The sequence below is a fragment of the Variovorax boronicumulans genome (genome assembly GCF_009811375.1).
Taxonomy (GTDB): domain Bacteria; phylum Pseudomonadota; class Gammaproteobacteria; order Burkholderiales; family Burkholderiaceae_C; genus Variovorax; species Variovorax boronicumulans.
Genome location: NZ_BKDH01000001.1, coordinates 887,205 through 911,531, shown reverse-complemented (window position 1 = coordinate 911,531; position 24,327 = coordinate 887,205). Strand labels below are relative to the sequence as shown.

At 69.8% G+C, this 24,327-nt stretch carries 28 protein-coding genes and 1 pseudogene; 24 read left to right on the top strand and 5 right to left on the bottom strand.

Translation table 11 applies throughout. The features are described 5' to 3' along the window. Positions 1 to 3 precede the first annotated feature (3 nt). Complete coding sequence (locus VHAB30_RS04290) at positions 4 to 1,701, bottom strand: long-chain fatty acid--CoA ligase (RefSeq protein ID WP_159275941.1); 1,698 nt, start codon at positions 1,699 to 1,701, stop codon at positions 4 to 6. Between the two features lie 309 nt (positions 1,702 to 2,010). Between VHAB30_RS04290 and VHAB30_RS04285 the strand changes: the two genes are divergently transcribed. From VHAB30_RS04285 to VHAB30_RS04275, 3 genes are all read left to right on the top strand, one after another. Continuing rightward, positions 2,011 to 2,466 (top strand): CHRD domain-containing protein, encoded by a 456-nt coding sequence (locus tag VHAB30_RS04285; RefSeq protein ID WP_159275940.1) that lies wholly within the window; start codon positions 2,011 to 2,013, stop codon positions 2,464 to 2,466. Positions 2,467 to 2,575: 109 nt separating this feature from the next. Next, on the top strand, positions 2,576 to 3,016 hold the full coding sequence (locus tag VHAB30_RS04280; RefSeq protein ID WP_159275939.1) for an OsmC family protein: 441 nt from the start codon (positions 2,576 to 2,578) through the stop codon (positions 3,014 to 3,016). A gap of 42 nt (positions 3,017 to 3,058) precedes the next feature. Beyond that, positions 3,059 to 4,045, top strand: coding sequence for a Bug family tripartite tricarboxylate transporter substrate binding protein (locus tag VHAB30_RS04275; protein ID WP_159275938.1), 987 nt, complete (start codon positions 3,059 to 3,061; stop codon positions 4,043 to 4,045). Positions 4,046 to 4,058: 13 nt separating this feature from the next. Here the strand turns inward: VHAB30_RS04275 and VHAB30_RS04270 are convergent, their stop codons facing one another. Continuing rightward, complete coding sequence (locus tag VHAB30_RS04270; RefSeq protein WP_159275937.1) at positions 4,059 to 4,787, bottom strand: Crp/Fnr family transcriptional regulator; 729 nt, start codon at positions 4,785 to 4,787, stop codon at positions 4,059 to 4,061. 142 nt (positions 4,788 to 4,929) lie between these two features. Here VHAB30_RS04270 and VHAB30_RS04265 point away from each other — a divergent pair, with 142 nt between their 5' ends. The 9 genes from VHAB30_RS04265 (at position 4,930) to VHAB30_RS04225 (ending at position 12,465) form a co-directional block, all read left to right on the top strand. After that, positions 4,930 to 5,430: an ester cyclase gene (locus VHAB30_RS04265; RefSeq protein ID WP_223301409.1), complete on the top strand. Its 501-nt coding sequence runs from the start codon at positions 4,930 to 4,932 to the stop codon at positions 5,428 to 5,430. Beyond that, complete coding sequence (locus tag VHAB30_RS04260; RefSeq protein ID WP_159275936.1) at positions 5,427 to 6,200, top strand: SDR family NAD(P)-dependent oxidoreductase; 774 nt, start codon at positions 5,427 to 5,429, stop codon at positions 6,198 to 6,200. The genes VHAB30_RS04265 and VHAB30_RS04260 overlap by 4 nt, the downstream gene beginning before the upstream one ends. A 44-nt stretch (positions 6,201 to 6,244) precedes the next feature. Next, the gene (locus VHAB30_RS04255) at positions 6,245 to 7,318 is read left to right on the top strand and encodes an MBL fold metallo-hydrolase (RefSeq protein ID WP_159275935.1); all 1,074 of its coding nucleotides are present in this window, start codon (positions 6,245 to 6,247) and stop codon (positions 7,316 to 7,318) included. A gap of 46 nt (positions 7,319 to 7,364) precedes the next feature. Next, complete coding sequence (locus tag VHAB30_RS04250; protein WP_159275934.1) at positions 7,365 to 8,702, top strand: MFS transporter; 1,338 nt, start codon at positions 7,365 to 7,367, stop codon at positions 8,700 to 8,702. A gap of 88 nt (positions 8,703 to 8,790) precedes the next feature. Beyond that, positions 8,791 to 9,549, top strand: coding sequence for a GntR family transcriptional regulator (locus VHAB30_RS04245; RefSeq protein ID WP_159275933.1), 759 nt, complete (start codon positions 8,791 to 8,793; stop codon positions 9,547 to 9,549). Then, a complete protein-coding gene (locus VHAB30_RS04240) occupies positions 9,546 to 10,343 on the top strand; it encodes a transporter substrate-binding domain-containing protein (protein ID WP_139702851.1) in 798 nt (265 codons plus the stop codon). Before VHAB30_RS04245 ends, VHAB30_RS04240 begins: the two co-directional genes overlap by 4 nt. 15 nt (positions 10,344 to 10,358) lie before the next feature. After that, entirely contained in the window at positions 10,359 to 11,021 is a 663-nt protein-coding gene (locus VHAB30_RS04235) for an amino acid ABC transporter permease (protein WP_159275932.1), read from the top strand. A gap of 18 nt (positions 11,022 to 11,039) precedes the next feature. After that, positions 11,040 to 11,693: an amino acid ABC transporter permease gene (locus VHAB30_RS04230; protein ID WP_159275931.1), complete on the top strand. Its 654-nt coding sequence runs from the start codon at positions 11,040 to 11,042 to the stop codon at positions 11,691 to 11,693. Next, on the top strand, positions 11,677 to 12,465 hold the full coding sequence (locus tag VHAB30_RS04225; RefSeq protein WP_159275930.1) for an amino acid ABC transporter ATP-binding protein: 789 nt from the start codon (positions 11,677 to 11,679) through the stop codon (positions 12,463 to 12,465). Before VHAB30_RS04230 ends, VHAB30_RS04225 begins: the two co-directional genes overlap by 17 nt. Positions 12,466 to 12,493: 28 nt before the next feature. Here VHAB30_RS04225 and VHAB30_RS04220 read toward each other — a convergent pair whose 3' ends face one another. Both VHAB30_RS04220 and idi read right to left on the bottom strand, forming a co-directional pair. Continuing rightward, positions 12,494 to 12,814 (bottom strand): LysR family transcriptional regulator, encoded by a 321-nt coding sequence (locus VHAB30_RS04220; protein ID WP_159275929.1) that lies wholly within the window; start codon positions 12,812 to 12,814, stop codon positions 12,494 to 12,496. 399 nt (positions 12,815 to 13,213) lie between these two features. Next, positions 13,214 to 13,759: an isopentenyl-diphosphate Delta-isomerase gene (gene idi / locus VHAB30_RS04215; protein ID WP_159275928.1), complete on the bottom strand. Its 546-nt coding sequence runs from the start codon at positions 13,757 to 13,759 to the stop codon at positions 13,214 to 13,216. Between the two features lie 471 nt (positions 13,760 to 14,230). On the opposite strand from idi, the gene VHAB30_RS04210 reads away from it, so the two are divergent. The 11 genes from VHAB30_RS04210 (at position 14,231) to VHAB30_RS04160 (ending at position 21,943) form a co-directional block, all read left to right on the top strand. Continuing rightward, positions 14,231 to 14,737: an AAA family ATPase gene (locus tag VHAB30_RS04210; RefSeq protein ID WP_159275927.1), complete on the top strand. Its 507-nt coding sequence runs from the start codon at positions 14,231 to 14,233 to the stop codon at positions 14,735 to 14,737. An 11-nt stretch (positions 14,738 to 14,748) separates the two neighbouring features. Further along, complete coding sequence (locus VHAB30_RS04205; protein ID WP_159275926.1) at positions 14,749 to 15,237, top strand: GNAT family N-acetyltransferase; 489 nt, start codon at positions 14,749 to 14,751, stop codon at positions 15,235 to 15,237. A gap of 72 nt (positions 15,238 to 15,309) precedes the next feature. Further along, on the top strand, positions 15,310 to 15,891 hold the full coding sequence (locus tag VHAB30_RS04200) for a DUF1439 domain-containing protein (protein WP_062475964.1): 582 nt from the start codon (positions 15,310 to 15,312) through the stop codon (positions 15,889 to 15,891). Next, positions 15,888 to 16,892, top strand: coding sequence for a glycerophosphodiester phosphodiesterase (locus VHAB30_RS04195; protein ID WP_159275925.1), 1,005 nt, complete (start codon positions 15,888 to 15,890; stop codon positions 16,890 to 16,892). The genes VHAB30_RS04200 and VHAB30_RS04195 overlap by 4 nt, the downstream gene beginning before the upstream one ends. Continuing rightward, positions 16,889 to 17,164, top strand: a complete 276-nt coding sequence (locus VHAB30_RS04190; RefSeq protein WP_062475969.1) for a hypothetical protein — start codon at positions 16,889 to 16,891, stop codon at positions 17,162 to 17,164. The genes VHAB30_RS04195 and VHAB30_RS04190 overlap by 4 nt, the downstream gene beginning before the upstream one ends. A gap of 40 nt (positions 17,165 to 17,204) precedes the next feature. Further along, the gene (locus tag VHAB30_RS04185) at positions 17,205 to 17,612 is read left to right on the top strand and encodes a hypothetical protein (RefSeq protein WP_159275924.1); all 408 of its coding nucleotides are present in this window, start codon (positions 17,205 to 17,207) and stop codon (positions 17,610 to 17,612) included. Positions 17,613 to 17,812: 200 nt separating this feature from the next. Then, positions 17,813 to 19,189: a TolC family protein gene (locus VHAB30_RS04180; protein WP_308789330.1), complete on the top strand. Its 1,377-nt coding sequence runs from the start codon at positions 17,813 to 17,815 to the stop codon at positions 19,187 to 19,189. A gap of 1 nt (position 19,190) precedes the next feature. Continuing rightward, the gene (locus tag VHAB30_RS04175; protein WP_159275922.1) at positions 19,191 to 20,579 is read left to right on the top strand and encodes a multicopper oxidase family protein; all 1,389 of its coding nucleotides are present in this window, start codon (positions 19,191 to 19,193) and stop codon (positions 20,577 to 20,579) included. 33 nt (positions 20,580 to 20,612) lie between these two features. After that, on the top strand, positions 20,613 to 21,134 hold the full coding sequence (locus VHAB30_RS04170; RefSeq protein WP_159275921.1) for a cupredoxin domain-containing protein: 522 nt from the start codon (positions 20,613 to 20,615) through the stop codon (positions 21,132 to 21,134). Positions 21,135 to 21,155: 21 nt separating this feature from the next. Beyond that, complete coding sequence (locus VHAB30_RS04165; protein ID WP_159275920.1) at positions 21,156 to 21,605, top strand: DUF411 domain-containing protein; 450 nt, start codon at positions 21,156 to 21,158, stop codon at positions 21,603 to 21,605. 47 nt (positions 21,606 to 21,652) lie between these two features. Continuing rightward, the gene (locus tag VHAB30_RS04160) at positions 21,653 to 21,943 is read left to right on the top strand and encodes a copper-binding protein (RefSeq protein WP_062475985.1); all 291 of its coding nucleotides are present in this window, start codon (positions 21,653 to 21,655) and stop codon (positions 21,941 to 21,943) included. Between the two features lie 13 nt (positions 21,944 to 21,956). Here the strand turns inward: VHAB30_RS04160 and VHAB30_RS04155 are convergent. Further along, positions 21,957 to 23,300, bottom strand: a pseudogene (locus VHAB30_RS04155) (NAD(P)/FAD-dependent oxidoreductase). Here VHAB30_RS04155 and VHAB30_RS04150 point away from each other — a divergent pair. Beyond that, positions 23,299 to 24,327, top strand: coding sequence for a P1 family peptidase (locus tag VHAB30_RS04150; protein ID WP_159275919.1), 1,029 nt, complete (start codon positions 23,299 to 23,301; stop codon positions 24,325 to 24,327). The pseudogene VHAB30_RS04155 and the gene VHAB30_RS04150 sit on opposite strands and share 2 nt — an antisense overlap.

Here is a 24,327-nt window from a genome sequence, read left to right as displayed (position 1 = left end):
CGATCAGGCCGCCGTGCCTTCCTTCTCCTGCAGCAGGCGCCACATCACCTTGCCGCTGCCGCTCTTGGGCAGCGCATCGACAAACTCCACCTTGCGCGGAATCTTGTAGACCGCCATGTTCTCGCGGCACCAGTCGATGATCTGCTGCTCGGTCGTGTCCTTGTGCGTGGCGCGCAGCACCACCACGGCCTTGACCGATTCGCCGCGGTAGTCGTCCTTGGTCGAGATGACGCAGGCCTCCTGGATCGCGGGGTGGCGGAACATCAGCAGCTCGACCTCGGCCGGCCACACCTTGAAGCCGCTCGCGTTGATCATGCGTTTCAAACGGTCGGTGATGAAGAAGTAGCCCTCCTCGTCCATGCGGCCCATGTCGCCCGAGCGGAAGAAGCGCTTGCCCTCGAACTCCACAAAAGCGGACTTGGTGGCGTCGGGGCGCTTCCAGTAGCCCTGGAACACCTCGGGGCCGTGGATGATGATCTCGCCCGATTCGCCGATGGGCATTTCCTGCAGCGTGTCGGGGTCGACCACGCGCGCGTCGGTGCTCATGAACGGGATGCCCAGGCACTGCTGCTTGGGGTGGTCCGAGGGGTTGGTGTGCGAGGGCGCGGCGGTCTCGGTGAGGCCGTAGCCTTCCTGGTACTTCAGGCCGTACTGCTCGAACAAGCGCTGCGCCACGGCCTGCGGCATGGCGGCACCGCCGCCGCCGATGTGGGTCATGCTCGTGAGGTCGTAGCTCGCGAAGTTGGGGCTGGCCATGAGGTCGATGACCATGGTGGGGATGTTGGTCCAGCTCGTGACCTTCCAGCGCGAGATGAGCCGGCCCGCCACGTCGCGGTCCCAGCGCGGCATGATGACCAGCGTGGCCGCCGCGAGGATCGAGGTGTGCATCATGCTCACCACGCCGGTGATGTGGAACATCGGCACCACCGCCAGCACCACCGCCTCCGACGTCGCCTGGCCCCAGAGCTGGCCCGCCATCGCGTTGTGCATGAGGCTCGAATGGTGGTGCACGCAGCCCTTGGGCAGGCCGGTGGTGCCGCTGGTGTAGGGCAGCAGCGCCATGTCGTTGGCGCCCACCACGTGCGCGGGGGCCGGGTGGCCGGCCGCGAGCGCGTCGGTCCACGCCATGACCCGGCCGTCGGCCAGCGCGGGCAGCGGGTGGCGCGTGCCGAGCCAGTCGGCCCAGGCCGGCGCGGGGGCGTCGTCGCCGGTCACGCCGGCATCGAAGGCGTCGGTGAACTGGCTCACGATGAGGTGCGACAGGCGCTGCTCGGGCGGCAGTGCGTCGCTGGCCTTGGCCAGCTCGGCCGCGAGGTCGCCGGTGGTGATCGCCACCTTGGCGTCGGGGTCGACGATGTAGTGCTTGAGCTCTTCGGCCCGGTTCATCGGGTTGACCGGCACCACGACGGCGTTGGCGCGCAGGATGGCGAAATGCGCGATCACCAGCTGCGGGCAGTTCTGCATGTTCAGCACCACGCGGTCGCCGCGCTGCACGCCCAGCGCATGCAGCGTGCCGGCCAGCCGTTCGACCTGGTCGGCCACGTCGCGGTAGCTCAGCACGCGGCCGAAGAAGACCAGCGCGGCCTTGTCGGGGTAGCGCGCCGCCGAGGTGGCCAGGTTGTGCCACAGCGAGGTCGCGGGGACGGTGATCGAATGCGGGAGGCGCTTGGGCCAGAACTTGTAATGCGGGCGTGGTTGCATGGTCTGTGAACAGGCGGAGGAGGAAGGAGAGGGGAAAGAAAGCGGTGCGAAAAGGCGCAATGCGCCAGCCTAAGCCGCACCGGCCGCCGCTCCCATCGGGGAAGCCCCCGGGGCGTCACCTTGGCGACGCCCATTCTTCGTACGTCGGGTAGGCACAGCGCATCGGCTATCGTGCGGGCTCCGCTTCACCTGTGCCTGTCTGCCATGCCTGACCCCGCCCGCACTCCCCTGCGCCGACGCATCGCCCTCTTCGGTGCCGCACTGGCCGCCCTGGCCGCGGCGGGCTGCTCGCGGGTCCCCCGGTTCGGCATGTCGGCCCCCGCGACGGACTCGCCGTCCAAGGAACCGCCGACATGGTTCGTGGCCGACTGCTGGCTCGGGACCGAGGACGTGGTCCCGCCGCACAAGGGCAAGGCCGGCGGCTCGGCGGCCGGTACGCTGACGCTGGCCACCGGGGTGTTCGAATGGCGCGTGAACGCCGCGCGCCTGAGCGGGCCGGCGACGGTCGTCGGCTTCTACGGCCCCGCCGCCACGGGCAGCAATGGCCCGCTGGCGATCCAGCTGCCGCTGCCCAGCGAGGGGGAGCCGCGCAACGACGGCACCGGCGCCGGCTACGAGCGGACCGGCACGAGCCGGCTGACGCCCGCCCAGATGGCCGACCTGATGGCCGGCCTCTGGTATGTCAGCGTGTCGACGCAGGCCTGGCCGGGCGGCGAGGTCCGGGGCCAACTGAAACGCAGCACCTGGGGCGTGCACGGCGGCTGACGTCGGCCCCCGATGCGATGCGCTCTGCGACTACAGACAGGCGCGGATTTCGGAGCGATACCTGCGGTTCTCCCTCCGATCCACCCTCCACCTGACTGAAGGAATGTCCATGGCAGCAGACAAGCACGCAAGCGTTCACTGGGAAGGCGCCGGCAAGACCGGCAAGGGCCTCGTCAGCACCGAGACCGGCGCCCTCAAGGACTACCCCTACGGCTTCGCCAGCCGCTTCGAAGACGACCGGCGCGGCACCAACCCCGAGGAGATCGTCGGCGCAGCCCATGCGGCCTGCCTGACGATGGCCTTCGCCTTCGCGCTGGAAGCGGCGGGCCTGACCGCGACGCGCATCGACACCAGGGCCGCCGTGCGGCTGGCCAAGGACGGCGCCGGTTTCAAGATCGACCGCATCCAGCTCGAACTGGACGCGGCCGTGCCGAACCTCGACGAAGCGAAGTTCCAGGAAATCGCCGCCGCCGCGAAGGCCGGCTGCCCGCTGTCGAAGGCGCTGGCGAGCGTGCCCGAGATCACGCTGAAGGCCACGCTGGCGAGCTGACCGCGCTGCTTATGATCGTCTCCACAAAAAAGGAGACGGATCATGAGCAAGCCCACCCGGACCGCATCGGCGGTCCTTTCTTTCGCCCTCGGCGCATTTGGCACGTTCGGCACCACGGCGGCCCTGGCCGCCTACCCCGACAAGCCGATCAAGGTCGTCATCGGCTTTCCGGCCGGCGGCCCGCTCGACCAGCACGCACGCCTTTTGACCGACAAGCTGCAGGCCGTGCTCGGCCAGCCGCTGATCGTCGACTACAAGCCCGGCGCGGGCGGCTCGGTCGGCGCCGACTTCGTCGCCAAGAGCCCGGCCGACGGCTACACGCTGGTGCTGGCCAACACCGGGGTGGCGGTGATCAACGGCGCGCTCTACAGCAAGCTGCCCTACAACACGCAGCGCGACTTCGTGCCGATCGCGCGCACCGCGATGCAGCCGCTCGCGCTCTTGGTCACGCCCAAGCTGCCGGTGCAGAACCTCAAGCAGTTCATCGACTACGCCAAGGCGCGGCCGGGCCAGGTCAACTACGGCTCGGCGGGCAACGGCGGCATCAGCCACCTCGTGCCCGAGATGTTCAAGACCGCGACCGGCCTCTTCATGGTGCACATCCCCTACCGCGGCAGCGCGCCGGCCTTCACCGACCTGATGGGCGGGCAGGTGCAGTTCATGGCCGAATCGATTCCGCAGGCCGCCAACTATCACAAGCAGGGCAAGGTGCGCGCGCTGGCCGTGACCAGCCGCGAGCGCAACCCCGCGCTGCCCGACGTGCCGACCGTCATCGAGTCGGGCGTCAAGGGCTTCGAGGTGGTGGGCTTCTATGGTTTCCTGGCGCCGAAGGACACGCCCAAGGACGTGGTCGCCAGGCTCAGCGATGCGTTCAGGCAGGTGCTGACCAGCCCCGAGGTGCGCGAGCGCATGGTGAGCCAGGGCGCGGACCCGGCCTACCTGGGCAGCGAAGACTTCGCACGCTTCCTCGCGACGGAAACGCCGCGCTGGGACAAGGCGGTGAAGGCCTCGGGCGCGCGGATGGACTGAACTCCGGCCGCGTTCAGCGCGGCGTGGCCGCGTGCCGCTCCAGCTGCGCGCGGTCGAGCAGTTCGATGCTGCGGTAGCGCACGCGCAGCGTGCCGTCTTCCTCCCACAGCTTGAGCTGGCGGTTCACGCTCTGGCGCGACACGCCGAGCATGAACGACAGGTCTTCCTGCGACACGCCCAGCAGCGTGCCGCCCCCTTCCTCCGTCGGCGCGACCGCGCGCGCGTCCAGCGTGAGCAGCCGGTGCGCCAGCCGCACGGGCAGCGGCATCAGGATCACGTCGTCGATCCAGGCCAGCGCCTGGCGCAGCCGCAGGCACACGAGCCGGGTGAAGGCCATGTGCACGTCGGGATGGTCGGCCACCAGCCGGTGGAAGTCGGCCGCCGCGACCACGGCCATCTCGGTGGTGTCGACGGCGCAGGTGTCGTAGACGCGCTCGCGCCCCACCAGCAGCGAGACCTCGCCGAACCAGTGACCCGGCTCGAGCATCGCGATCACCGCCTCGCGCCCGCCCGGCGCGACCACGCTCACGCGCAACGAGCCGCTGACCACGCCGAACAGCGCGTCGGGCGACGAGCCCTTGTGGAACAGCGATTCGCCGCGCACCAGCGTGCGCCGGTGCGCCACCGCGAGCAGGCGCTGCTGCACGTCGTCGGCCAGCCGCATGTCGCTGTTGTGCACGGGCGAAGGCTGCGCGTCCGGCTCGGCGGGGCTGGCGCTGGCAGAAGGGGAAGAGCGTGGCATCGCGGGTTTGTCCGGGGCCTCGATTGCCAACACCGGACAGTCTGGCGTCGAGGGGCTGTCGATAGTACGCAGGCCACCCGGGTCGACGCATTCGCGGCAACCCGATGTCCCCTGTCACCCCTGTCGCATGGAGCACACCCCGATGACCACCCTGACCGACCTGCAAGCCCGCCGCGAGCGCCTCGTGCTCGACCATTTCGCCGACGAGACGCGGCAGGATTTCGACGCGGTGCTGGGCACCTTCCCGCATCCGCACTACGAGCTGATTCCCAGCGGCGAGGTGCACGACGGCATCGCCGACGTGCGCCAGTACTACACCGACACGCGCCGCGCCTTCCCCGACCAGCGCCACGAGATCATCCAGCTGCGCCATGCCGACGATTCGGTGATCGTGGAGTTCTGGCTGCTCGGCACGCACCGCGGCCCGCTCAAGGGCCTGCCGCCCACGGGCAACAGCTTTCGCTGCCGCATGAACGCCTTCTTCATCTTCGAGGGCGACCGGCTGGTGTGCGAGCGCGTGTACTTCGACACGCTGACGATGCTGCGCCAGCTGCTCGTGGGCGTGCCCCCGGAGATGGTGGGCGGGCTGGTCGCCGGACTGCTCGGCCAAACCGCCCCCCGGGCCGAGGCCGCCACGGCATGACCGACACGCTCGCCCGGCCGCTCGAAGGGCGCCACGCGATCGTGACCGGCGGCGCGCGCGGCATCGGTCTGGCCATCGCGCGGCGCTGCCTCGCGAACGGCGCGAGCGTCGCGCTGTGGGATGTCGAGGCCGCAACGCTGGCGGAGGCGGCGGCGCAACTGGCGCCGCTGGGCACCGTGGTCACATCGTTGGTCGACGTGCGCGATGAAGACCAGATCGCCCGCGCGACTTCGCAGTCGCAGGAGCGCTTCGGCCGCATCGACGTGCTCGTCAACAACGCGGGCGTGCTGGGGCCGACCGTGCCCGCGTGGGAGCACACGCCCGCGCAGTGGCGCCACGTGCTCGACATCAACCTCACGGGCGCCTGGCTGTGCTGCCGCGCCGTCGCGCCGCTGATGCTGGTGCAGCGGCGCGGGCGCATCGTCAACATCGCCTCGGTCGCGGGCAAGGAAGGCAACGGCTTCAACGCCGCCTACTCGGCCTCAAAGGCCGGGCTCATCGCGCTGACCAAGTCGCTCGGCAAGGAGCTGGCGTCGTCGGGCGTGCTGGTGAACTGCATCACGCCGTCGGCGGCCGACACCGCCGTCTTCGCGGACGTGCCCGCCGAGCACCGCGAGCAGCTGCGCACCGCCCTGCTCTCGCGCGTGCCGATGGGGCGCTTTGTCGACGTCGACGAGGTGGCGGCGATGGCGGCGTGGCTGGCGTCGGACGAGTGCTCGTTCAGCACCGGGGCGGTGTTCGATATCTCCGGAGGGCGCTCGATGTACTGAGCGACGAACCAGGCAGCCCACGCATCCAGACACAGGAGACGACCATGACCCGAGACCCCGACCCCACCGGCTTCGCGCAGATCACCGAGCTCGACGGCACGCGCCACGCCGCCATGCCGCAGGACCGCCTGCGCGCCATCCGCCGCGGCGCCGAGGCCCTGCGCGAGCGGCTGCTCGACGCACCGCCCGTTCACTTCGCGCGCAGCTTCAACCTGCTGCGCATTCCCTACCCCGCGTGGTTCGCCTTCACCGGCGTGTACTCGCAGCAGCTGCTCAAGCCGCACATGGTGCACCTGCTGGCGCGCACCGTGCTCGTCCAGTACGACGACTTCGAAGGCCGGCTGCGCACGCTGCTCTTCACGCCGGCCGACTTCGAGGCCGGCAACGCAACGCCCTACTTCAAGCGCCTGAGCGACCAGACGCCGAAATTCCTGCACAAGGCCATCGCGCCGGTCTACCAGACCGTGCTGCAGGCGCTCGCCGGCTGCGGCGTGGCGCCCGGGCAGATCGACCACATCACCTACGACCACCTGCACACGCAGGACGTGCGCCGCTGGCTCGGCAGCGCGGGTGCGCCGGGCCTGCTGCCGAACGCGAAGCTGCTGGCGCATCGCCAGGAACTCGCGAACGTGCAGGGCCTTCTGCCGGTGCAGGCCGAGTGGTACTGCCCGCACGGCCTGGACGGGGTGCCGCCCGAACGCATCGCCGCCTTCGACGGCAGCCTGCAGCTCGGCCCCGGCGTCGCGCTGGTGCACACGCCGGGGCACACCGAAGGCAACCACTCGCTGGTGTACCGCACGGGCGACGGCCTGCGCGTGAGCAGCGAGAACGGCGTGTCGGCCGACAGCTGGGCGCCGCTGCAGTCGCGCCACAACGGCATCCGCCGCTATGCGCAGGCCACGGGCGCCGAGGTGATCCTCAACGGCAACACGCAGGAGAGCAGCAACGACCAGTACCTGTCGATGGTGCTCGAGAAGACGCTCGCGGGCACCTCGGCGCTGCACGGCTTCAGCAACGTCGTGCCGTCGGCCGAGTGCTCGCCGCACTGGCTGTTTCCGGGCGCGCCGACCAGCCATCTGTGGGGCGAAACCAGCTTCGGCGCGCTCGTGCGAGCCTGACCTGCCAACACGCGCACAACAGCAAGAAAGAGAAGGAGACACACCGATGAACACCGCCACCCTCGATGCCGCCGCCGGCGCGCGCACGCCGGCCTCGGCCGATGCGCGCGACGACGCCGCGCTCTTTCGCAAGATCACCTGGCGGCTGATGCCGCTGCTGTGCGCCTGCTACGTGCTGAACTACCTGGACCGCACCAACGTCGGCTACGCGCAGCTGCAGATGAAAGACCAGCTGGGTTTCAGCGACGCGGTGTTCGGCCTGGGGGCGGGCATCTTCTTTCTCGGCTACGCGGTGTTCGAGATCCCGAGCAACCTGATGCTCGCGAAGATCGGCGTGCGCGCCACGCTGCTGCGCATCATGGGCCTGTGGGGCCTGGCTTCGGCGGCGATGATGTTCGCCACCACGCCCACGCAGTTCTACGTGCTGCGCTTTCTCATCGGCGTGTTCGAGGCCGGCTTCGCGCCCGGCGTGCTGTTCTACCTGACGCTGTGGTTCCCCTCGCGCCGCCGCGCACAGGCGACCGCGCTCTTCTTCATGGCCTTCGGCGCGGCGCCCATCGTCGCGGGGCCGATCGCCGGGCTCACGATGACCTACCTCGACGGCGTGCTGGCACTGCGCGGCTGGCAGTGGCTGTTCCTGCTCGAAGGGCTGCCGAGCGTGCTGTTGGGCGTCATTGCCTTTCGCACGCTGTCGAACAGCCCGGCGCAGGCACCGTGGCTCTCGCCGGCCGAGAAGCAGCGCGTGGCCCACCTGCTGGCCGAGGACCAGGCCGCGCACGGCGCCGCCGGACGCCACACCTTCGGCGCGGCGATGCGCGACGGGCGCGTGTGGCTGATCGGCTTCATGTCCTTCCTGATCATCCTGGGCATCTATGCGCTGTCGTTCTGGCAACCGACGATCCTGAAGTCGATGGGGCTCAGCGTGCTGCAGATCGGCTTCTATTCGGTGATTCCCGCCGTGGCCGGCATCGCGGCCAACATCGTCGTGGGGCGCCACTCCGACCGGCACCAGGAACGCCGCTGGCACTTCGCGCTGGGCGCGCTCGCGGGCGCAGCCGGGCTGGCGCTGACCACGCTCTTCATGCACAGCCCGGTGGCCGCCGTGCTGTGCCTGGCGCTGGCGTCGATGGGCATCTCGAGCGCCTTCACCGTGCTGTGGGCGATTCCCGGCAGCTTCATGTCGAAGAGCGCGGCGGCGGCGGGCATTGCGCTCATCAGCACCATCGGCGGCAGCGCGGGGCTGGTGGCGCCGATGATGGTGGGCGCGCTCAAGACGCTCACGGGCGGCTTCACGGCCAGCCTGTATGTGCTGAGCGGCGCGCTGGTGCTGTCGGCGCTGCTCATGCTGCTGGCCCTGCCCCGCAGCGCGCTCGGCCAGCGCTAGCGCGCACCGCCGGCGCACCACGGCCGGCCCATTTCGGTGCACACGGCTTGCATACCAGTTGGCACGGAAGCTGCTGATATGCAGGCATATGGCCATCTCCGCATCCGAAATCAGTGCACGCATCGTCGAAGCGGTGATGGCGCAGAAGCTCGCGCCCGGCGCGCGCCTGGGCGAGCAGCCGCTGGCGATGCTGTTCGACTGCAGCCGCACCATCGTGCGCGAGGCGCTCACGCGGCTGGCCGCGCGCGGCATCGTCACGGTGAGCGCGCGGCGCGGCTGGTTCGTCATCGAGCCCTCGCAGGACGAGGCGCGCGAGGCCTTCGAGGCGCGGCGCGTGATCGAGCTCGGGCTCATCCGCAGTACCGACAAGATCGACAAGGCCGCCCTGCGCCAGTTGAAGGCGCACCTGCAGCGTGAAAAGGCCGCACTGAAAGAGAGCGACGTCGGCCACCGCAGCTTCCTGCTGGGCGACTTCCATGTGTGCCTGGCCGAGTGCCTGGGCAACACGCTGCTGGCCGACACGCTGCGCGACTTCACCGCGCGCACCACGCTGATCGCCATGCTCTACCAGAGCACGCACGACGCGGTGCAGTCGTGCGAGGACCACGTGCAGATCGTCGCGGCGCTGGAGCGCGGCGACCACGCCGCCGCCGAGGCGCTGATGGCCGAACACATCGGCACGGTGCAGTCGGCGCTGCGCGTGCAGGCGCCTGCCGACCCGCTCGCGCAGCTGCGCGATGCGCTGGCACCGCTGAACAACACCCCCGCGCCGAAGCGCCGCCGCAAGGCCGCGCCCGCCGACGACGCCACCACCGATTCATCGACCTACCTAGGAGCCCTGCTATGACCTCTTTCGCCACCCGCCGTCTTGCCCTCGCGCTGGCCAGCGTCGCCCTGCTGGCCGCCACCGGCGCCGCCCAGGCGCAGAACGCGCTCGACAACGTGCTCAAGGCCAAGACCATCAAGATCGCCGTGCCCACCGACTACCCGCCGTACGGCTCGGTCGACCGCAACATGCAGCCGCAGGGCCTGGACGTCGAGATGGCGCAGCTCGTCGCCGCCAAGCTCGGCGTGAAGGTCGAGCTGGTGCCGGTGACCAGCGCCAACCGCATTCCCTACCTGCAGACGCGCAAGGCCGACCTCGTGATCTCCACGCTCGGCAAGAACGTCGAGCGCGAGAAGGTGATCGACTTCAGCGCGGCCTACGCGCCCTTCTTCCAGGCCGTGTATGCGGCCAAGAGCATGAAGCTCACGAGCTTCGCCGACATGGCCGGCAAGACCGTCGCCGTGACGCGCGGCGCCATGGAAGACCAGGAACTGAACAAGGTGGCGCCGCCGAACGTCGACTACCGTCGCTTCGAGGACAACAACGCGACGATCGCCGCCTTCGTGGCCGGCCAGACGCAGACCCTCGCGACCAGCGCGGCAGTGGCCGGCGACATGCTCGCGAAGAACCCGAAGGTGAGCGCCGAGTACAAGCTGCTGCTGAAAGACAGCCCCTGCTTCATCGGCATCGCCAAGGGCGAGACCGCATTGAAGACGCGGGTCAACGAGATCATTGCCGCCGCCAAGAAGGACGGCACGCTCGACGCGATGTCCAAGAAGTGGCTCGGCAAGGCGGCCGGCGACCTGCCGGTCTGATCGAAAGGCGCGGCCATGGGCATTGAATTCGACTTCGGCGCCGTGCTCGCCGAGTGGCCGCTGCTGCTGCGCGGCGTGGCATGGACGCTGGGCCTCACGGCCGTGGGCACCGTGCTCGGCCTGGCGGTGGGCACGCTGTGCGCGTGGGCCCGCTCGGGCGGGCCGGCGTGGCTGCGCGCGCTCGTGGGCGCGTACGTGGAGCTGATCCGCAACACGCCCTTCATCGTGCAGCTGTTCTTCATCTTCTTCGGGCTGCCGGCGGCGGGCGTGAAGCTCTCGCCCGAGGTGGCGTCGGTGATCGCGATGGTGATGAACCTGGGCGCGTACTCCACCGAGATCATCCGCGCCGGCATCGAGGCCACGCCCAAGGGGCAGATCGAAGCCGCCGTGAGCCTGGCGCTCAGCAAGGCGCAGGTGTTCCTGCGCGTGGTGCTGCCGCCGGCGCTCAAGAAGGTGTGGCCCGCGATGGTGAGCCAGATCGTCATCGTGATGCTGGGCTCGGCGGTGTGCGGACAGATCTCGACCGAGGAGCTGAGCTATGCGGCCAACCTGATCCAGAGCCGTAACTTCCGCGCTTTTGAATCCTTCATCGTCGCCACGCTGCTGTACCTCGCGCTGGCCGTGGCGCTGCGCCGGTTGCTCAACTGGGCCGGGCCGCGCTTCTTCTTCGGCCGCTGACCGCGAGGCACTTTCACCATGGTCGACTTTTCTTTGTGGGACATCCTGCGCAACCTGCTGATGGCGCTGCGCTGGACGGTCGTGCTCTCGCTCATCGCCTTCGTTGGCGGCGGGATCGTGGGCGCGCTGCTGCTGTTCGCGCGGCTGCGCGGCGGCAAGGCGGCGGAGTGGGCCGTGGGCCTGTACGTGCAGCTGTTCCAGGGCACGCCACTGCTGATGCAGCTGTTTCTCGCCTACTTCGGCATCGCGCTGTTCGGCATCGACGTGTCGGCGTGGACCGCCGCGAGCGTGGCGCTCACGCTGTACACCAGCGCCTTTCTCACCGAGATCTGGCGCGGCTGCGTGGCCTCGATCCCCAAGGGCCAGTGGGAGGCCTCGGGCAGCCTGGCGCTGAGCTTCGGCGAGCAGATGCGCCACGTGATCCTGCCGCAGGCCGTGAAGATCGCCATCGCACCGACCGTCGGTTTCCTGGTGCAGGTGATCAAGGGCACGGCGCTGGCGTCGGTGATCGGGTTCGTCGAACTCACCAAGGCCGGCAGCATGATTTCGAACGCCACCTTCCAGCCCTTCGTGGTGTTCAGCTGCGTCGCCCTGCTTTACTTCGTGCTGTGCTTCCCCGTGAGCCTGTACGCCAAGACCCTCGAGAGGAAGACCCATGGCCGCCGTGCTTGAACAACCCCAATCGCAACCCGAAGCCGCAACGTTCGCCGCGCCCATCGTGCGCATCACGGCGCTGCGCAAGTCCTACGGCACGAACGAGGTGCTCAAGGGCATCGACCTGGACGTGAAGCGCGGCGAGGTGATCGCCATCATCGGCAAGAGCGGCTCGGGCAAGAGCACGCTGCTGCGCTGCATCAACGGGCTCGAGGTGTTCCAGGAAGGTGCGCTCACGGTCGACGGCAAGCCGCTCTTGCACGAGAGCGCGATGGCCATGCGCACGCTGCGCCAGCGCGTGGGCATGATCTTCCAGGGCTTCAACCTGTTCCCGCACCTCACGGTCGGCAAGAACGTGATGCTGGCGCCCACGCTGGTGAAGAAGCGTTCGTCGATGGAAGCCGCCTCGCAGGCGCGCAAGCTGCTCGAACGCGTGGGCCTGGCCGAGAAGTTCGATGCGATGCCCGATCAGCTCTCAGGCGGCCAGCAGCAGCGCGTGGCGATCGCGCGCGCGCTCGCGATGGAGCCGGCGGTGCTGCTGTGCGACGAGATCACCTCGGCGCTCGACCCCGAGCTGGTGGGCGAGGTGCTGCGCGTGGTGGAGTCGCTGGCCGACGAAGGCATGACGCTGTTGATGGTCACGCACGAGATGAGCTTTGCGCGCAAGGTCAGCGACCGCGTGATCTTCATGCACCAGGGCCGCGTGCACGAGATGGGCCCGCCGGCGGAACTGTTCGGCGCGCCGCAGACGCCGGAGCTGAAGCAGTTCCTGTCGTCGCTGCACGACTGACCGCGCGCGGCGGCAACAGCAGCCGCAGCTACAGGTGCTGCGATTCGTCGATGCCCAGCCGCAGCCCCGCGGCCAGCGGCGGCACCAGCCGCCCGCCGCGGCGCTCGACCTCTTCGCCTGCCTTCAGCAGCTGCTGCACCTGCTGGAAGAGTTCGTCGCCGGCCGCGGTCAGCTGCACGCCCTGCTGGCTGCGCGCGAACAGCGCGTGCCCGAGGATGCCTTCGAGCTCCCTCACGCGGGCCGTGATGGCCGGTTGGCTGACAAAGAGGTGGCGGGCCGCCGCGTTGACGGAGCCCAATGTCGCGGCCCAGTGAAAGGCCTCCAGTTGCCGGAAGGTGATGCGCAACACCGCAGCCCCCTTTCAGCCGGGGGCTGTTGTGGACGTGCAGGGGTACACCGCGGCCTGTTCGCTCTTCTGCTTCATGTCTGCCTTCTTTCAAAGCAATTCAATCGCATCGAATGGCGAGAAGGCCACGCAACGGGGAATTCTAATTGCGTGAATTCCCATGACTACGGACGCAAACCACGGATCCAATCCAATTCAACAGAGGTGATTCCTTCTCATCAAATCCTTGAATTAACCGACTCCCAGGCTTGTAAGGCATCGCCGGGAGTGAATTGAGAATTTAGTGCAATCACAGTTCCTGTTAAAGAGAATTTTTTTGATATAGAACTTTGGCAGTAAGTGCAATTCGACCGAAAGCCACGGGAATCGGTGGGCCTTGCGGGCCAGCCCCGGGGCTACGCGTCAATGCGCCGTCAATGCGCGCTCCCGCCAGGCCCCCAGGCCTTCCGGCCCGAAGCGCTCGGCGATGCGGTGCAGCCAGATGGTGAAGTGCGCCGGGGCCCGCGCCAGTTCGCGGTGCAGGTCGGGCAAGGCCAGCCATCGCCACTCGCGCACTTCGCCGGGGTCGGGTTGCGGCAGGTCGTGCGCAATGCCGACGAACACGTGGTCGTACTCGTGCTCGACCAGCTCCGCGGACACCGCCTCCCGGTAGAGAAAGGCCGTCACCGGCTGCAGCGCGCACCGCAGGCCCAGCTCTTCGTGCAGCCGCCGCACGGCGGCCGCGCCGGTGTGCTCGCCGGGGCGCGGATGCCCGCAGCAGCTGTTGCTCCACAGGCCGGGCGAGTGGTACTTGCCCAGGGCGCGCTGCTGCAGCAGCACCCGGCCCTGCGTGTCGAACAGGAAGATCGAGAACGCCCGGTGCAGGATACCCTCGCGGTGGGCACTCATCTTTTCGACCGCGTGCAGCGGCCGGTCTTCGGCGTCGACGGCGATCAGGAATTCGTCCATGAGCTGCTCCAGAAATGAGGGCCCGGAGCCTCGCGGCCCTGCGATTTCCGTGGCCTGTCGGCTTCGAAAAAAACCGGTCCGCTTCTTTAGCACGTATTTTTTGCCGGACTGCAATAAGAAATTCAAATTAGTTCGAACTGATTACACCGGCTAAGAATATAAAAAATGGAATAAACACAAATAATTACATAGATAACAAAAATATCGAATCCGATTCACAAATGCGCCCAAAGCGCGCCACAGGTATTTCTTGCGCATTTCGAACCGTGGTTCCTGGTTCGCCCGCGCGCCCCGGGCCGGGTTAACCTCGCCCTCATGGCCCGCCTTCGCACCGCATCGATCATTCGCCCGCTCTCGCGAGAGCGGGTGAGCTAGCGCACGGTTCGAAACCACGCCATGCAACCCGCCCCAGGAGGCGGGTTTTTCTTGTCCGTCTCCCGAGGTCTGTTCCCCCCACCCGCAGGAGACCGAATGACATCGACACCCCCCACATCTCCCCCGCCCGTGCTGCACATGGTCTGCGGCAAGATCGGCGCCGGAAAATCCACGCTGACCCGGCGCCTGGCGCAGGCGCCCGCCACCGTGTGCATCAGCGAAGACACCTGGCTCGCCGCGCTCTACCCCGGTGAAATCCACGCACTGCCCGACTACGTGCGCGCCGCGGGCCGGCTCAAGCAGGCGATGGGCGAGCACGTCTGCGCGCTGCTGGGCGCCGGCGTGTCGGTGGTGCTCGACTTTCCGGCCAACACGGTAAGCAACCGGGCCTGGGCGCGCGGCCTCTTCGAGCAGGCCGGCGCGGCGCACCAGTTGCACTTTCTCGACGTGCCGGACGAGGTCTGCAAGGCGAGGCTGCGGGCGCGCAACGCGGCGGGCGAGCACCCCTTCGAAACCTCCGACGCGCAGTTCGACCTGATCACCCGCCACTTCGTGCCGCCCACGGCCGAGGAAGGCTTCCACGTGATCCGCCACGATCGGTAAGCTGCGCGCCGATGCACATCGAACCCGCCCTTTCCAGCGAAGCGCCCGCCGTCGCGGCCGTGTTGACCGAAGCCGCGCAATGGCTCGCCGAGGGCGGACGCCCGCTCTGGAGCGCCGCCGACACCGGCATCGAACGCATCCAGCGCGACACCGACGCCGGCCGCTACGTGGTGGCCAAAGAGAACGGCGACTGGGCCGGCGTGATGCGCCTGGACCTGGAAGACCCGTCGTTCTGGCCCGAGATCGCGCCCGGCAGCGCGCTGTTCGTGCACAAGCTGGCCGTGCGCCGCGCCTGGGCGGGCCGGGGCGTGTCGCGCGCGCTGCTGGGCCATGCACGCGACCACGCCCGCGCGCTCGGGCGCCCCTGGCTGCGGCTGGACTGCGTGGCCGACCGCGCCGCGCTGCGCACGCTGTACGAAGGCTTCGGCTTCGCGCTGCACAGCTGCATCGACCTGCGCGGCGGGACGTTTGCGCGTTACGAACTGCGCGTGAACGGCTGAACCTCCGACACGCCGGCGCGCTCTTGCGCCGCTGGCGGGAACCTCGTCGCCTGTGGCAAGCTCGCAAGCTCCATGACCGACCGAATCCCGCCCTCTCATTTCCGCCGTCGGGTGCTGCGCGCGCTGCTGGGCGCCGCCGCCCTGCCCGCGCCGTTCGCGGCGCTGGCCGGCTTCAACTTCTTCACCAACGAGTACACCGCCACGCGCGAGGAGCTGCAGTCGCAAATCGCCAAGCGCTTTCCGGTGGCCGAGCGCTATGCCGAGATCTTCATGGTCGGGCTGCGCGACCCGCAACTGGGCCTGGACGGGCGCGCCAACCGCGCCGCCATCACGGCCACGCTGACCATCGCCAGTCCACTGCTGGCGGCCTCGCCGGTGCAGGGCGTGGTGTCGGTGAGCAGCGCGCTGCGCTACGACGCGGCGGCACGCGCGCTGCGGCTGGACCAGCCCAAGGCCGAGCGGCTCGAGCTGCAGGGCGTGGAAGGCCGCGACGCCGAGCGCCTGCAGAAGGTCGGCGCGGTGGTCGCGCAGGAACTGCTGCAGGGCCAGATCCTGCGCAGCTTCACGGCCGACGAACTCACGGTCGGCCGCAAGACCTACGAGGTGGGCGACATCACGGTGCAAGACAACGGCATCAAAGTGCAACTCAAATGAAACAACGCACCGCCTTCCTCCTGATCGCCGCCGCCCTGCTCGGCGCCGGCTGCGCCGCCATCGCCCCGAAGGCGAAACAGCATTTCGACCTGCAGGCCCACCGCGGCGGACGCGGCCTGGCGCCCGAGAACACGCTGGCCGCGTTCTCCAACGCGATGGACCTGGGCGTGACCACGCTCGAACTCGACATCGGGCTCACGGCCGACGGCGTGGTGGTGGTGTCGCACGACACGGCGCTCAACGCCGACCACACGCGCGACGCGCGCGGTGCCTGGCTCACGGCCCAACCCGCCCCGTCCGTGCGCTCACTCACGCTGGCGCAGCTGCAGACCTACGACGTGGGCCGCCTCAACCCCGAGAGCAACTACGGCAAGCAGTTCGCGCTGCAGCAGCCGCGCGACGGCGAGCGCATTCCCACGCTGGCCGCGCTGTTCGCGCAGGTGCAGGCGCGCGGCGCCGATGCCGCGCGGGTGCACTTCAACATCGAGACCAAGATCGACCCGACCAAGCCCGACGAGACGGCCGCGCCCGAGCCCATGGTGCGCGCGCTGCTGGCCGAGATCGACAAGGCGAAGGTGGGCGAGCGCGTGACCATCCAGAGCTTCGACTGGCGCACGCTCGCGCTGGTCGGCCAGCTCGCGCCGCAGCTGTCGCGCGCCTACCTCACCACGCCCCGCACGCTGAAGGACAGCCGCTGGACCGCCGGCCTCGCCCCCGCGAGCTTCGCCTCGGTGCCGCAGCTGGTGAAGGCCGCGGCCGGTGCATCGACCGGGCCGGTGATCTGGTCGCCAGCGCACGCCGACCTGGGTGCCCCCGCGATCCGCGAGGCGCAGAAGCTCGGCATGAAGGTCGTGCCCTGGACCGTGAACCAGCGCGCCGACATGGTGCGGCTCATGGACGCGGGCGCCGATGGCCTGATCACCGACTACCCCGACGTGCTGCGCGACCTGATGCGCGAGCGCGGGCTGGCACTGCCACCACCAGCGAAGGCCACCTCATGAGCACCGTGACGCAACTCGACACCATCGCCTCGGGCATCGCCGCGCTGCAAGGCGGCAGCGGCTCCGTCACCACGCTCTCCACGGCCGCGCGCGCCAGCACCGAACTGCTCGGCGCCCTGCCGCCGCGCTACGGCGAGGTGCTGCTGAACCTGCTGGACCGCCTCGAATCGAGCGCGCTCTTCAGCGAGGAAAGCTGCTCCTTCAGCCAGAAGGACCTGCTCGACAACCTGCAGGTGTGGGTCGACAAGGCCCGCGGCCAACTGGTGTCTTGAGGCGCCGGCGCCCCGCCCCGGTTTATCATCGCGCCCAACCATGCGCACCCTGCTGCTCGCCCTCATGATCGCCCTGCTGCCCATCCGCGGCTGGCTCGGCGACGCCATGGCGCTCGAGATGGTGCGGCATTCGCTGCCCGCCGCCGAGGTGGTGGCTGCAGCAGCCGGCATCGCCGAATCGCACTGCCATGACGCCACCATGGAGGCCGACACCGGCCACGACATGGCGGCCATGCACGACAGCAGCGGCGATTCGCAGCAGTCCCACGGCACCGACCACGCGAACTGCGGCACCTGTGTCGCCTGCCAGGTCTGCCACACGGTGGCGCTCGGCGGCATGCCGCTGGTCGACACCCCGCATGCGGCGCCCCAGGCGCCACCGGCCGCGCACGCGGCCCGCTTTGCCAGCGCCGAGCCCGTCCTGGGCTTCAAGCCGCCCATTTCCTGATCTTCCTGCCCGTAGTCCGTCCGCAGTGAGCCCTTCCCGGCTCGCAGCGTTCGCTGTATTGCCCATGGAGATCGCTCGTGAATTCCCTTGCTCGCCGGCCCTATGCCGGCATCCCCCGCTATCGAACAGATAGCCCGCCCCTCGGGCGAAAAAGTCACTTTTCATTCCTCAGAACCGCCGCCGCGCTGACCGCTGCGCTGGTGCTCGCCGGCTGCGCCAGCCTGTCGCCCGACGGCGGCGCGGGCGACGTGCAGGCGCTGGTCGACGGCAACCCGCTCATGGCGGGCGCCGCGGCCCAGCGCAAGCCGGACGACGCCTCGCAGCAAAGCGTCGACGCGCTGCTCGCCAAGCCGCTGGACGCCGAGGCCGCCGTGCGCATCGCGCTCGTCAACAGCCCGCGCGTGCAGGACGCCTTTGCCACGCTGCAACTGAGCGACGCCGACCGCGTGCAGGCCGCGAGCCTGCCGAACCCCGTGCTGTCCTTCAGCCGCCTGGCGCAGGGCAGCGAACGCGAGTTCGAGCGCATGCTGACTTTCAACGTGGTGGGCCTGCTCACGCTGCCGTGGCAGGCGCGCTGGGCCGGCCAGCGGCACGAGGCCGCCAAGCTGCAGGCGGCGCAAAGCGTGCTGCTGCTGGCCGCCGACACCCGCCGCGCCTGGGTGCGCGCGGTGGCCGCGCAGCAGAGCGTGAGCTACCTGCGCGACGCGAAGGACGCCACCGAGGCCGGCGCCGAACTGGCGCACCGCATGGCCCAGGTCGGCAACTGGAGCGCGCTGCAGCGCACGCGCGAACAGCTGCTGCTGGCCGACGCGTCCGCGCAACTCGCACGCGCCGAACAGGCGGCCGTCGCCAGCCGCGAACAGCTCACGCGCCTGCTGGGCCTGAGCGGCGCGCGCACCGCCTACACCCTGCCCGACCGCCTGCCGCCGCTGCCGAAGGCCGCGCCCGAACTCGGCGACGTGCAGGCCCTGGCGCTGCGCGACCGGCTCGACGTGCGCTCGGCGCAGGCGCAGAACACGGCCGTGGCCGGTTCGCTCGGCCTCACGCACGCCACCCGCATGATCAATGCGATGGAGCTGGGCGTGGTGCGCAACACCACCTTCGAGAACGACGCCGATCGCTCGAAATCGACCACGCGCGGCTTCGAGCTCGAGCTGCCGATTCCGATCTTCGACTGGGGCCAGGCCCGCAGCGGCCGCGCCGAGGCGCAGTACCTGCAGTCGGCCGCGCGCGTGCGCGACGTGGGCGTGCTCGCCGCCAGCGAGGCGCGCGAAGCCTGGCAGGGCTGGAACACCGCCTACGCCCTGGCGCGCCGCTACCGCGACGAGGTGCTGCCGCTGCGCAAGCAGGTCAACGAAGAGATGGTGCTGCGCTACAACGGCATGCTCGCCAGCGTGTGGGAGCTGCTCGGCGAAACGCGCGCCAGCATGCTCGCCGTGAACGCCGGCATGGAGGCCCAGCGCGATTTCTGGCTGGCCGACACCGATCTTCAACTGGTGCTCACGGGCAGTTCGCCCGGCGGCATGACGGCCCTGCAGACCGCGGCCACCAACGAACCTGCGGCGGGAGGCCACTGACATGAACCGTCGCAACTTCTTTGCGGGCGCCGCCACGGCCGTGGCCGCCACCACCGTGAGCCGCGTGAGCATGGCCGCGCTGCCCGAGCCGGTGACGCAGGCATCGACCGCCACCGCGCCACCGCTGGTGCCGCCCAACGGCCGGCCCTACAACCCCGTCGTCACGCTCAACGGCTGGACGCTGCCCTGGCGCATGAACGCCGGCGTCAAGGAATTCCACCTCGTCGCCGAACCCGTGGTGCGCGAGATGGCGCCCGGCTTCAAGGTCAACATGTGGGGCTACAACGGCCAGTCGCCGGGCCCGACCATCGAGGTGGTCGAGGGCGACCGCGTGCGCATCTTCGTGACCAACAAGCTGCCCGAGCACACCACCGTGCACTGGCACGGCCAGCGCCTGCCCAACGGCATGGACGGCGTGGGCGGCATCACGCAGCCGCACATCCCGCCGGGCAAGACCTTCGTCTACGAGTTCACGGCGCGCCGCCCCGGCACCTTCATGTACCACCCGCACGCCGACGAGATGGTGCAGATGGCAATGGGCATGATGGGCTTCTGGGTCACGCACCCGAAGGCGGAGCATCCGCTGATCGAGAAGGTCGACCGCGACTTCTGCTTCCTGCTCGGCAGCTTCGACGTGGAGCCCGGCAGCGCCACGCCCAAGGTCAACACCATGACCGACTTCAACATCTGGAGCTTCAACAGCCGCGTGTTCCCGGCCATCGACACGCTCAACGTGCGCAAAGGCGACCGCGTGCGCATCCGTGCGGGCAACCTCACGATGACCAACCACCCGATCCACATCCACGGCCACGAGTTCGAGGTCACGGGCACCGACGGCGGCCCGGTGCCGCGCACCGCGCGCTGGCCCGAGGTGTCGGTCGACGTGGCGGTGGGCCAGATGCGGCAGATGGAGTTCATTGCCGACGAGGAAGGCGACTGGGCGCTGCACTGCCACAAGGCGCACCACACCATGGGCCCGATGGGCCACGACGTGCCGACCATGATCGGCGTGGACCACAAGGGCGTGGCCGAAAAAATCAAGAAGCTCGTGCCCGACTACATGGTGATGGGCGACAAGGGCATGGCCGACATGGGCGAGATGGAAATGCCCATTCCCGACAACACCGTGCCCATGATGACCGGCACCGGCCCCTTCGGCTCGGCCGAGATGGGCGGCATGTTCACGCTGCTGAAGGTGCGGCGCGACCAGAAGCCGGGCGACTACCGCGACCCGGGCTGGTTCAAGCACCCGGCCGGCACGGTCGCGCGCGAGGTGTCGGCCACCGGTGCACCGGTGGCGCCGCGCAAGACGGGCGCCGCGCCCGCGAGCCCCGACAGCGGCAGCGCCACCGTGCGCAAGCCCTCGGGCCATGGGGCCCACAACCACTGATCGCATCGATCCAACTTTTTTGAGATTCCATTCATGCACACCCGTTTCTCCCCCCTCGTCGCCGGCATCGCACTGGCGGCCGCCACCACGTTCGCCACGGCCCACGAAAGCCACGCGCCCCAGGCCGGCAAGGCCGCCGCCGCATCGCTCGCGCCCGAGCAGAAAGCCTGGGGCATCGCCGGCAAGGCCAGTGCCGTGAAGCGCACCATCGACATCGCGATGGCCGACGACATGACCTTCACGCCCTCGGTCCTGGAGGTGCGCGAAGGCGACACCATCCGCCTGCGGCTGAAGAACCGCGGCAAGGACCTGCACGAGCTCGTGCTTGGCACCACCGCCGTCATCGAGGACCATGCCGCCATGATGAAGAAGCACCCCGGCATGGAGCACGACGAGCCCTGGATGGCGCATGTGCAGCCGGGCAAGACCGGCGAACTGATCTGGACCTTCAACCGCGCCGGCGACTTCGACTTCGCCTGCCTCGTGAAGGACCACTACGAACTCGGCATGGCCGGCCGCGTGCGCGTGCGGGCCGCTGCCGCGCCCGCACGATGACCCACTGAAAGGAACCCCACCATGCAACGACGAACCCTCCTGAAACTCGCCGCCGCCACCGCGTCCCTGCCGCTCGCCGCGCAGGCCGCCGCGCCGATGGTCGAGATCTGGAAAGACCCGAACTGCGGCTGCTGCCAGGACTGGGTCAAGCACCTCAACAAGAACGGCTTTGCCACGCGCGTGCACGATGAGGGCAACGGCCCGGCGCGCGAGCGGCTCGGCATTCCAGTCAAGCTGGGTTCGTGCCACACCGGCCGCGTCGGCGGCTACGCCATCGAAGGCCACGTGCCCGCGCGCGAGATGCAGCGCCTGCTGAAGGAAAAGCCCAAGGCCATCGGCCTGGCCGTGCCCGGCATGCCGATCGGCTCGCCCGGCATGGACGGCCCGGCCTACGGCGACCAGCGCGACGCCTACGACGTGCTGCTGGTGCTGGCCGACGGCAGCACGCGCGTCTACCAGAGCTACCGCTGACCCCCTCTTACCCTTCATCCCATCCAAACCAGGAAGGAACCCCGACCATGAAAAAAGTCCTCACCGCCCTCTCCACCCTCGTGCTCGCCGCCGCGGCGTTCGCGCAGGCCGCGCTGCCCCAGGTCGACGGCGAAGTCCGCAAGGTCGACACCGACGCCAAGAAGATCACCCTGCGCCACGGCGACATCCCGAACCTCGAGATGACCGGCATGACCATGGTGTTCCGCGTGAGCGACCCGGCACTGCTCGCCAAGGTGAAGGCCGGCGACAAGGTGAAGTTCACCGTCGACAAGGTCGACGGCGCACTCACCGTGCTGTCGATCACGCCGGCGAACTGAGAAGCTGTGAACCTCAGGACCTGAAGCGCCCCGGATCGAAGGGCGCCAGCGGTATCTCCGGCGCAACGCCCGCCAGCAGTTGCGCCGCCAGCCGCCCGGTTCGCGCCGAGCCACACAGGCCGACGTGGCCATGCCCGAAGGCCAGCACGATGTCGCCGCTGGCCGCCGACGGGCCGATGCACGGCAGGCCGTCGGGCAGGCTCGGGCGGTGTCCGAGCCAGTGCGCCACCGAAGGCGCACCGGGCGCGGGCGGTGCCAGCGACGGAAACATCGACTGCAGATGCGCGTGCAGGATCTCGGCGCGGCGCCAGTCGGGCGCCGCTTCGAGGCCCGCGATCTCCACCTGGCCGGCCGCGCGCAGGCCGCCGTCCATCCAGTGCGCGATGAGTTTGCCGTCGGCCACCATGGTCGGCGTGCGCGGGCCGGCCGTGGCGCCTTCGAGCACCACGTGGTAGCCGCGCTCGGACTCCAGCGGCACCGCCGAGCCGGCCGCCGCGGCCAGCGGGCCCGAGCGCGCGCCGGCGCAGATGGCAGCACCATCGCAGGCGATCTCGCCGGCGTCGGTGTGCACGGCGCGCAGCCGGCCGCCCTCGATGCGAAAGCCGGTGGCCCGCGCGGCGACGCGTTCGGCGCCCGCGTCGAGCGCATGTTGGGCGAGGGCCGCCACGTAGGCGCCCGGATTGCGGCAGTGGCCGGCTTCAGGCACGAAGATGCCGAACGTGTAGCGCGCGGCCAGATCGGGCTCGCGGCGGCGCAGTTCGTCCGCCGGCCATTCTTCCCACTGGACACCGGCGCGCCGGCGCACGCGCCAGCCCAGCGCGTCGCCGTCGAACTCGGCGCGCGAACGGTAGGCATGCAGCAGCCCGCGCCGCTCGATGAGCTGCGGCACGCCGGCCTCGGCGGCCAGTTGCGCATGCAGCGCGGGCGCATCGGCCAGCAGCGTGCGCAATGCGTCGGCGGTGCGCTGCACGCGCGCCTCGGTCCAGCCCGAGGCCAGGTAGCGCAACAGCCACGGCAGCGCGCGCGGCAGGTGGCGCCAGCGCAACGCCAGCGGCCCGAGCGGGTCGGCCAGCCAGCCCGGCACCTTGCGCCAGGCCCCCGGCAGCGCGGGCGGCACCACGGAGTGCGACGACAGCCAGCCGGCGTTGCCTTAGCTCGTGGCCTGCGGGCCACCCGGCTCGCCGGGCTCCACCAGCGTCACGCGCAGGCCCGCGCGCAAGGCCTCGATGGCGGTGGCGCAGCCCACCGCGCCCGCGCCGATCACCACCACGTGGCGGCTGCCGCCCTCGGGGGAGAAACTTCTTGCAACTGTCATTGTGGGGATCGTAAAGGTCGCGGTCCCATAATCGGCCGCCATGTCCGCTGCGTCTTCTTCCCCCTCTTCTCGCGCCGGTGCCATCACCGACGTCGCCGGCATCGAAGTCGGCCATTTCTCCGACACCCGCCGCCCCACCGGCTGCACCGTGATCATTGCGCGCGACGGCGCCGTGGCCGGTGTCGATGTGCGCGGCGCCGCGCCCGGCACGCGCGAGACCGACCTGCTCTCGCCCGGCAACCTCGTGCAGGAAGTGCACGCCGTCATGCTCGCGGGCGGCAGCGCCTGGGGCCTGGCCGCCGCCGAGGGCGCGATGCGCTGGCTCGAAGAGCGCGGCGTCGGCATGGACGTGCGCTTCGGCACCCTGCCCCTCGTGCCGGCCGCCGTGCTGTTCGACCTGCCGATGGGCGACGCGCGCATCCGCCCCGACGCAGCCGCAGGCTACGCCGCCTGCGAAGCCGCCTCGACCGATGCGCCCGCCGAAGGCAACGTGGGCGCGGGCACCGGCGCACTGGTGGGCAAGCTCTTCGGCGTGCACCGCGCGATGAAGGGCGGCATCGGCACCGCCTCGGTCACCGTGGGCGGCGTCACGGTCGGCGCGCTGATCGCGGTCAATTCGCTGGGCGACGTGATCGACCCCGACACCGCCCTGCCCGTGGCCGGCGCGCGCACCGAGGACGGCAGCGCCCTGCTCGACACGCGCCGCGCGCTGCTGCGCGGCGAGCTGCCCAAGCCGCTGCTGGCGGGCACCAACACCACCATCGGCGTGATCGCCACCGACGCGGTGCTGACCAAGGTGCAGGCCAACCGGCTCGCCATGGTGGCGCACGACGGCCTGGCGCGCGCCATCAACCCGGTGCACACCATGAGCGACGGCGACACGTTGTTCGCACTGGCCACCGGCCGCGTGCCGCTCGAAGGCGATGCGCCCGGCATGACCGTGCTGAGCACCATGGCCGCCGAGGCCACCGCCATCGCCACCGTGCGCGCCGTGCGCGCCGCGCGCGCGGTGACCGTGGGCGAGCTGCACATTCCCTGCGCCGCCGACCTGGCCGCACCGCGCGGCTGA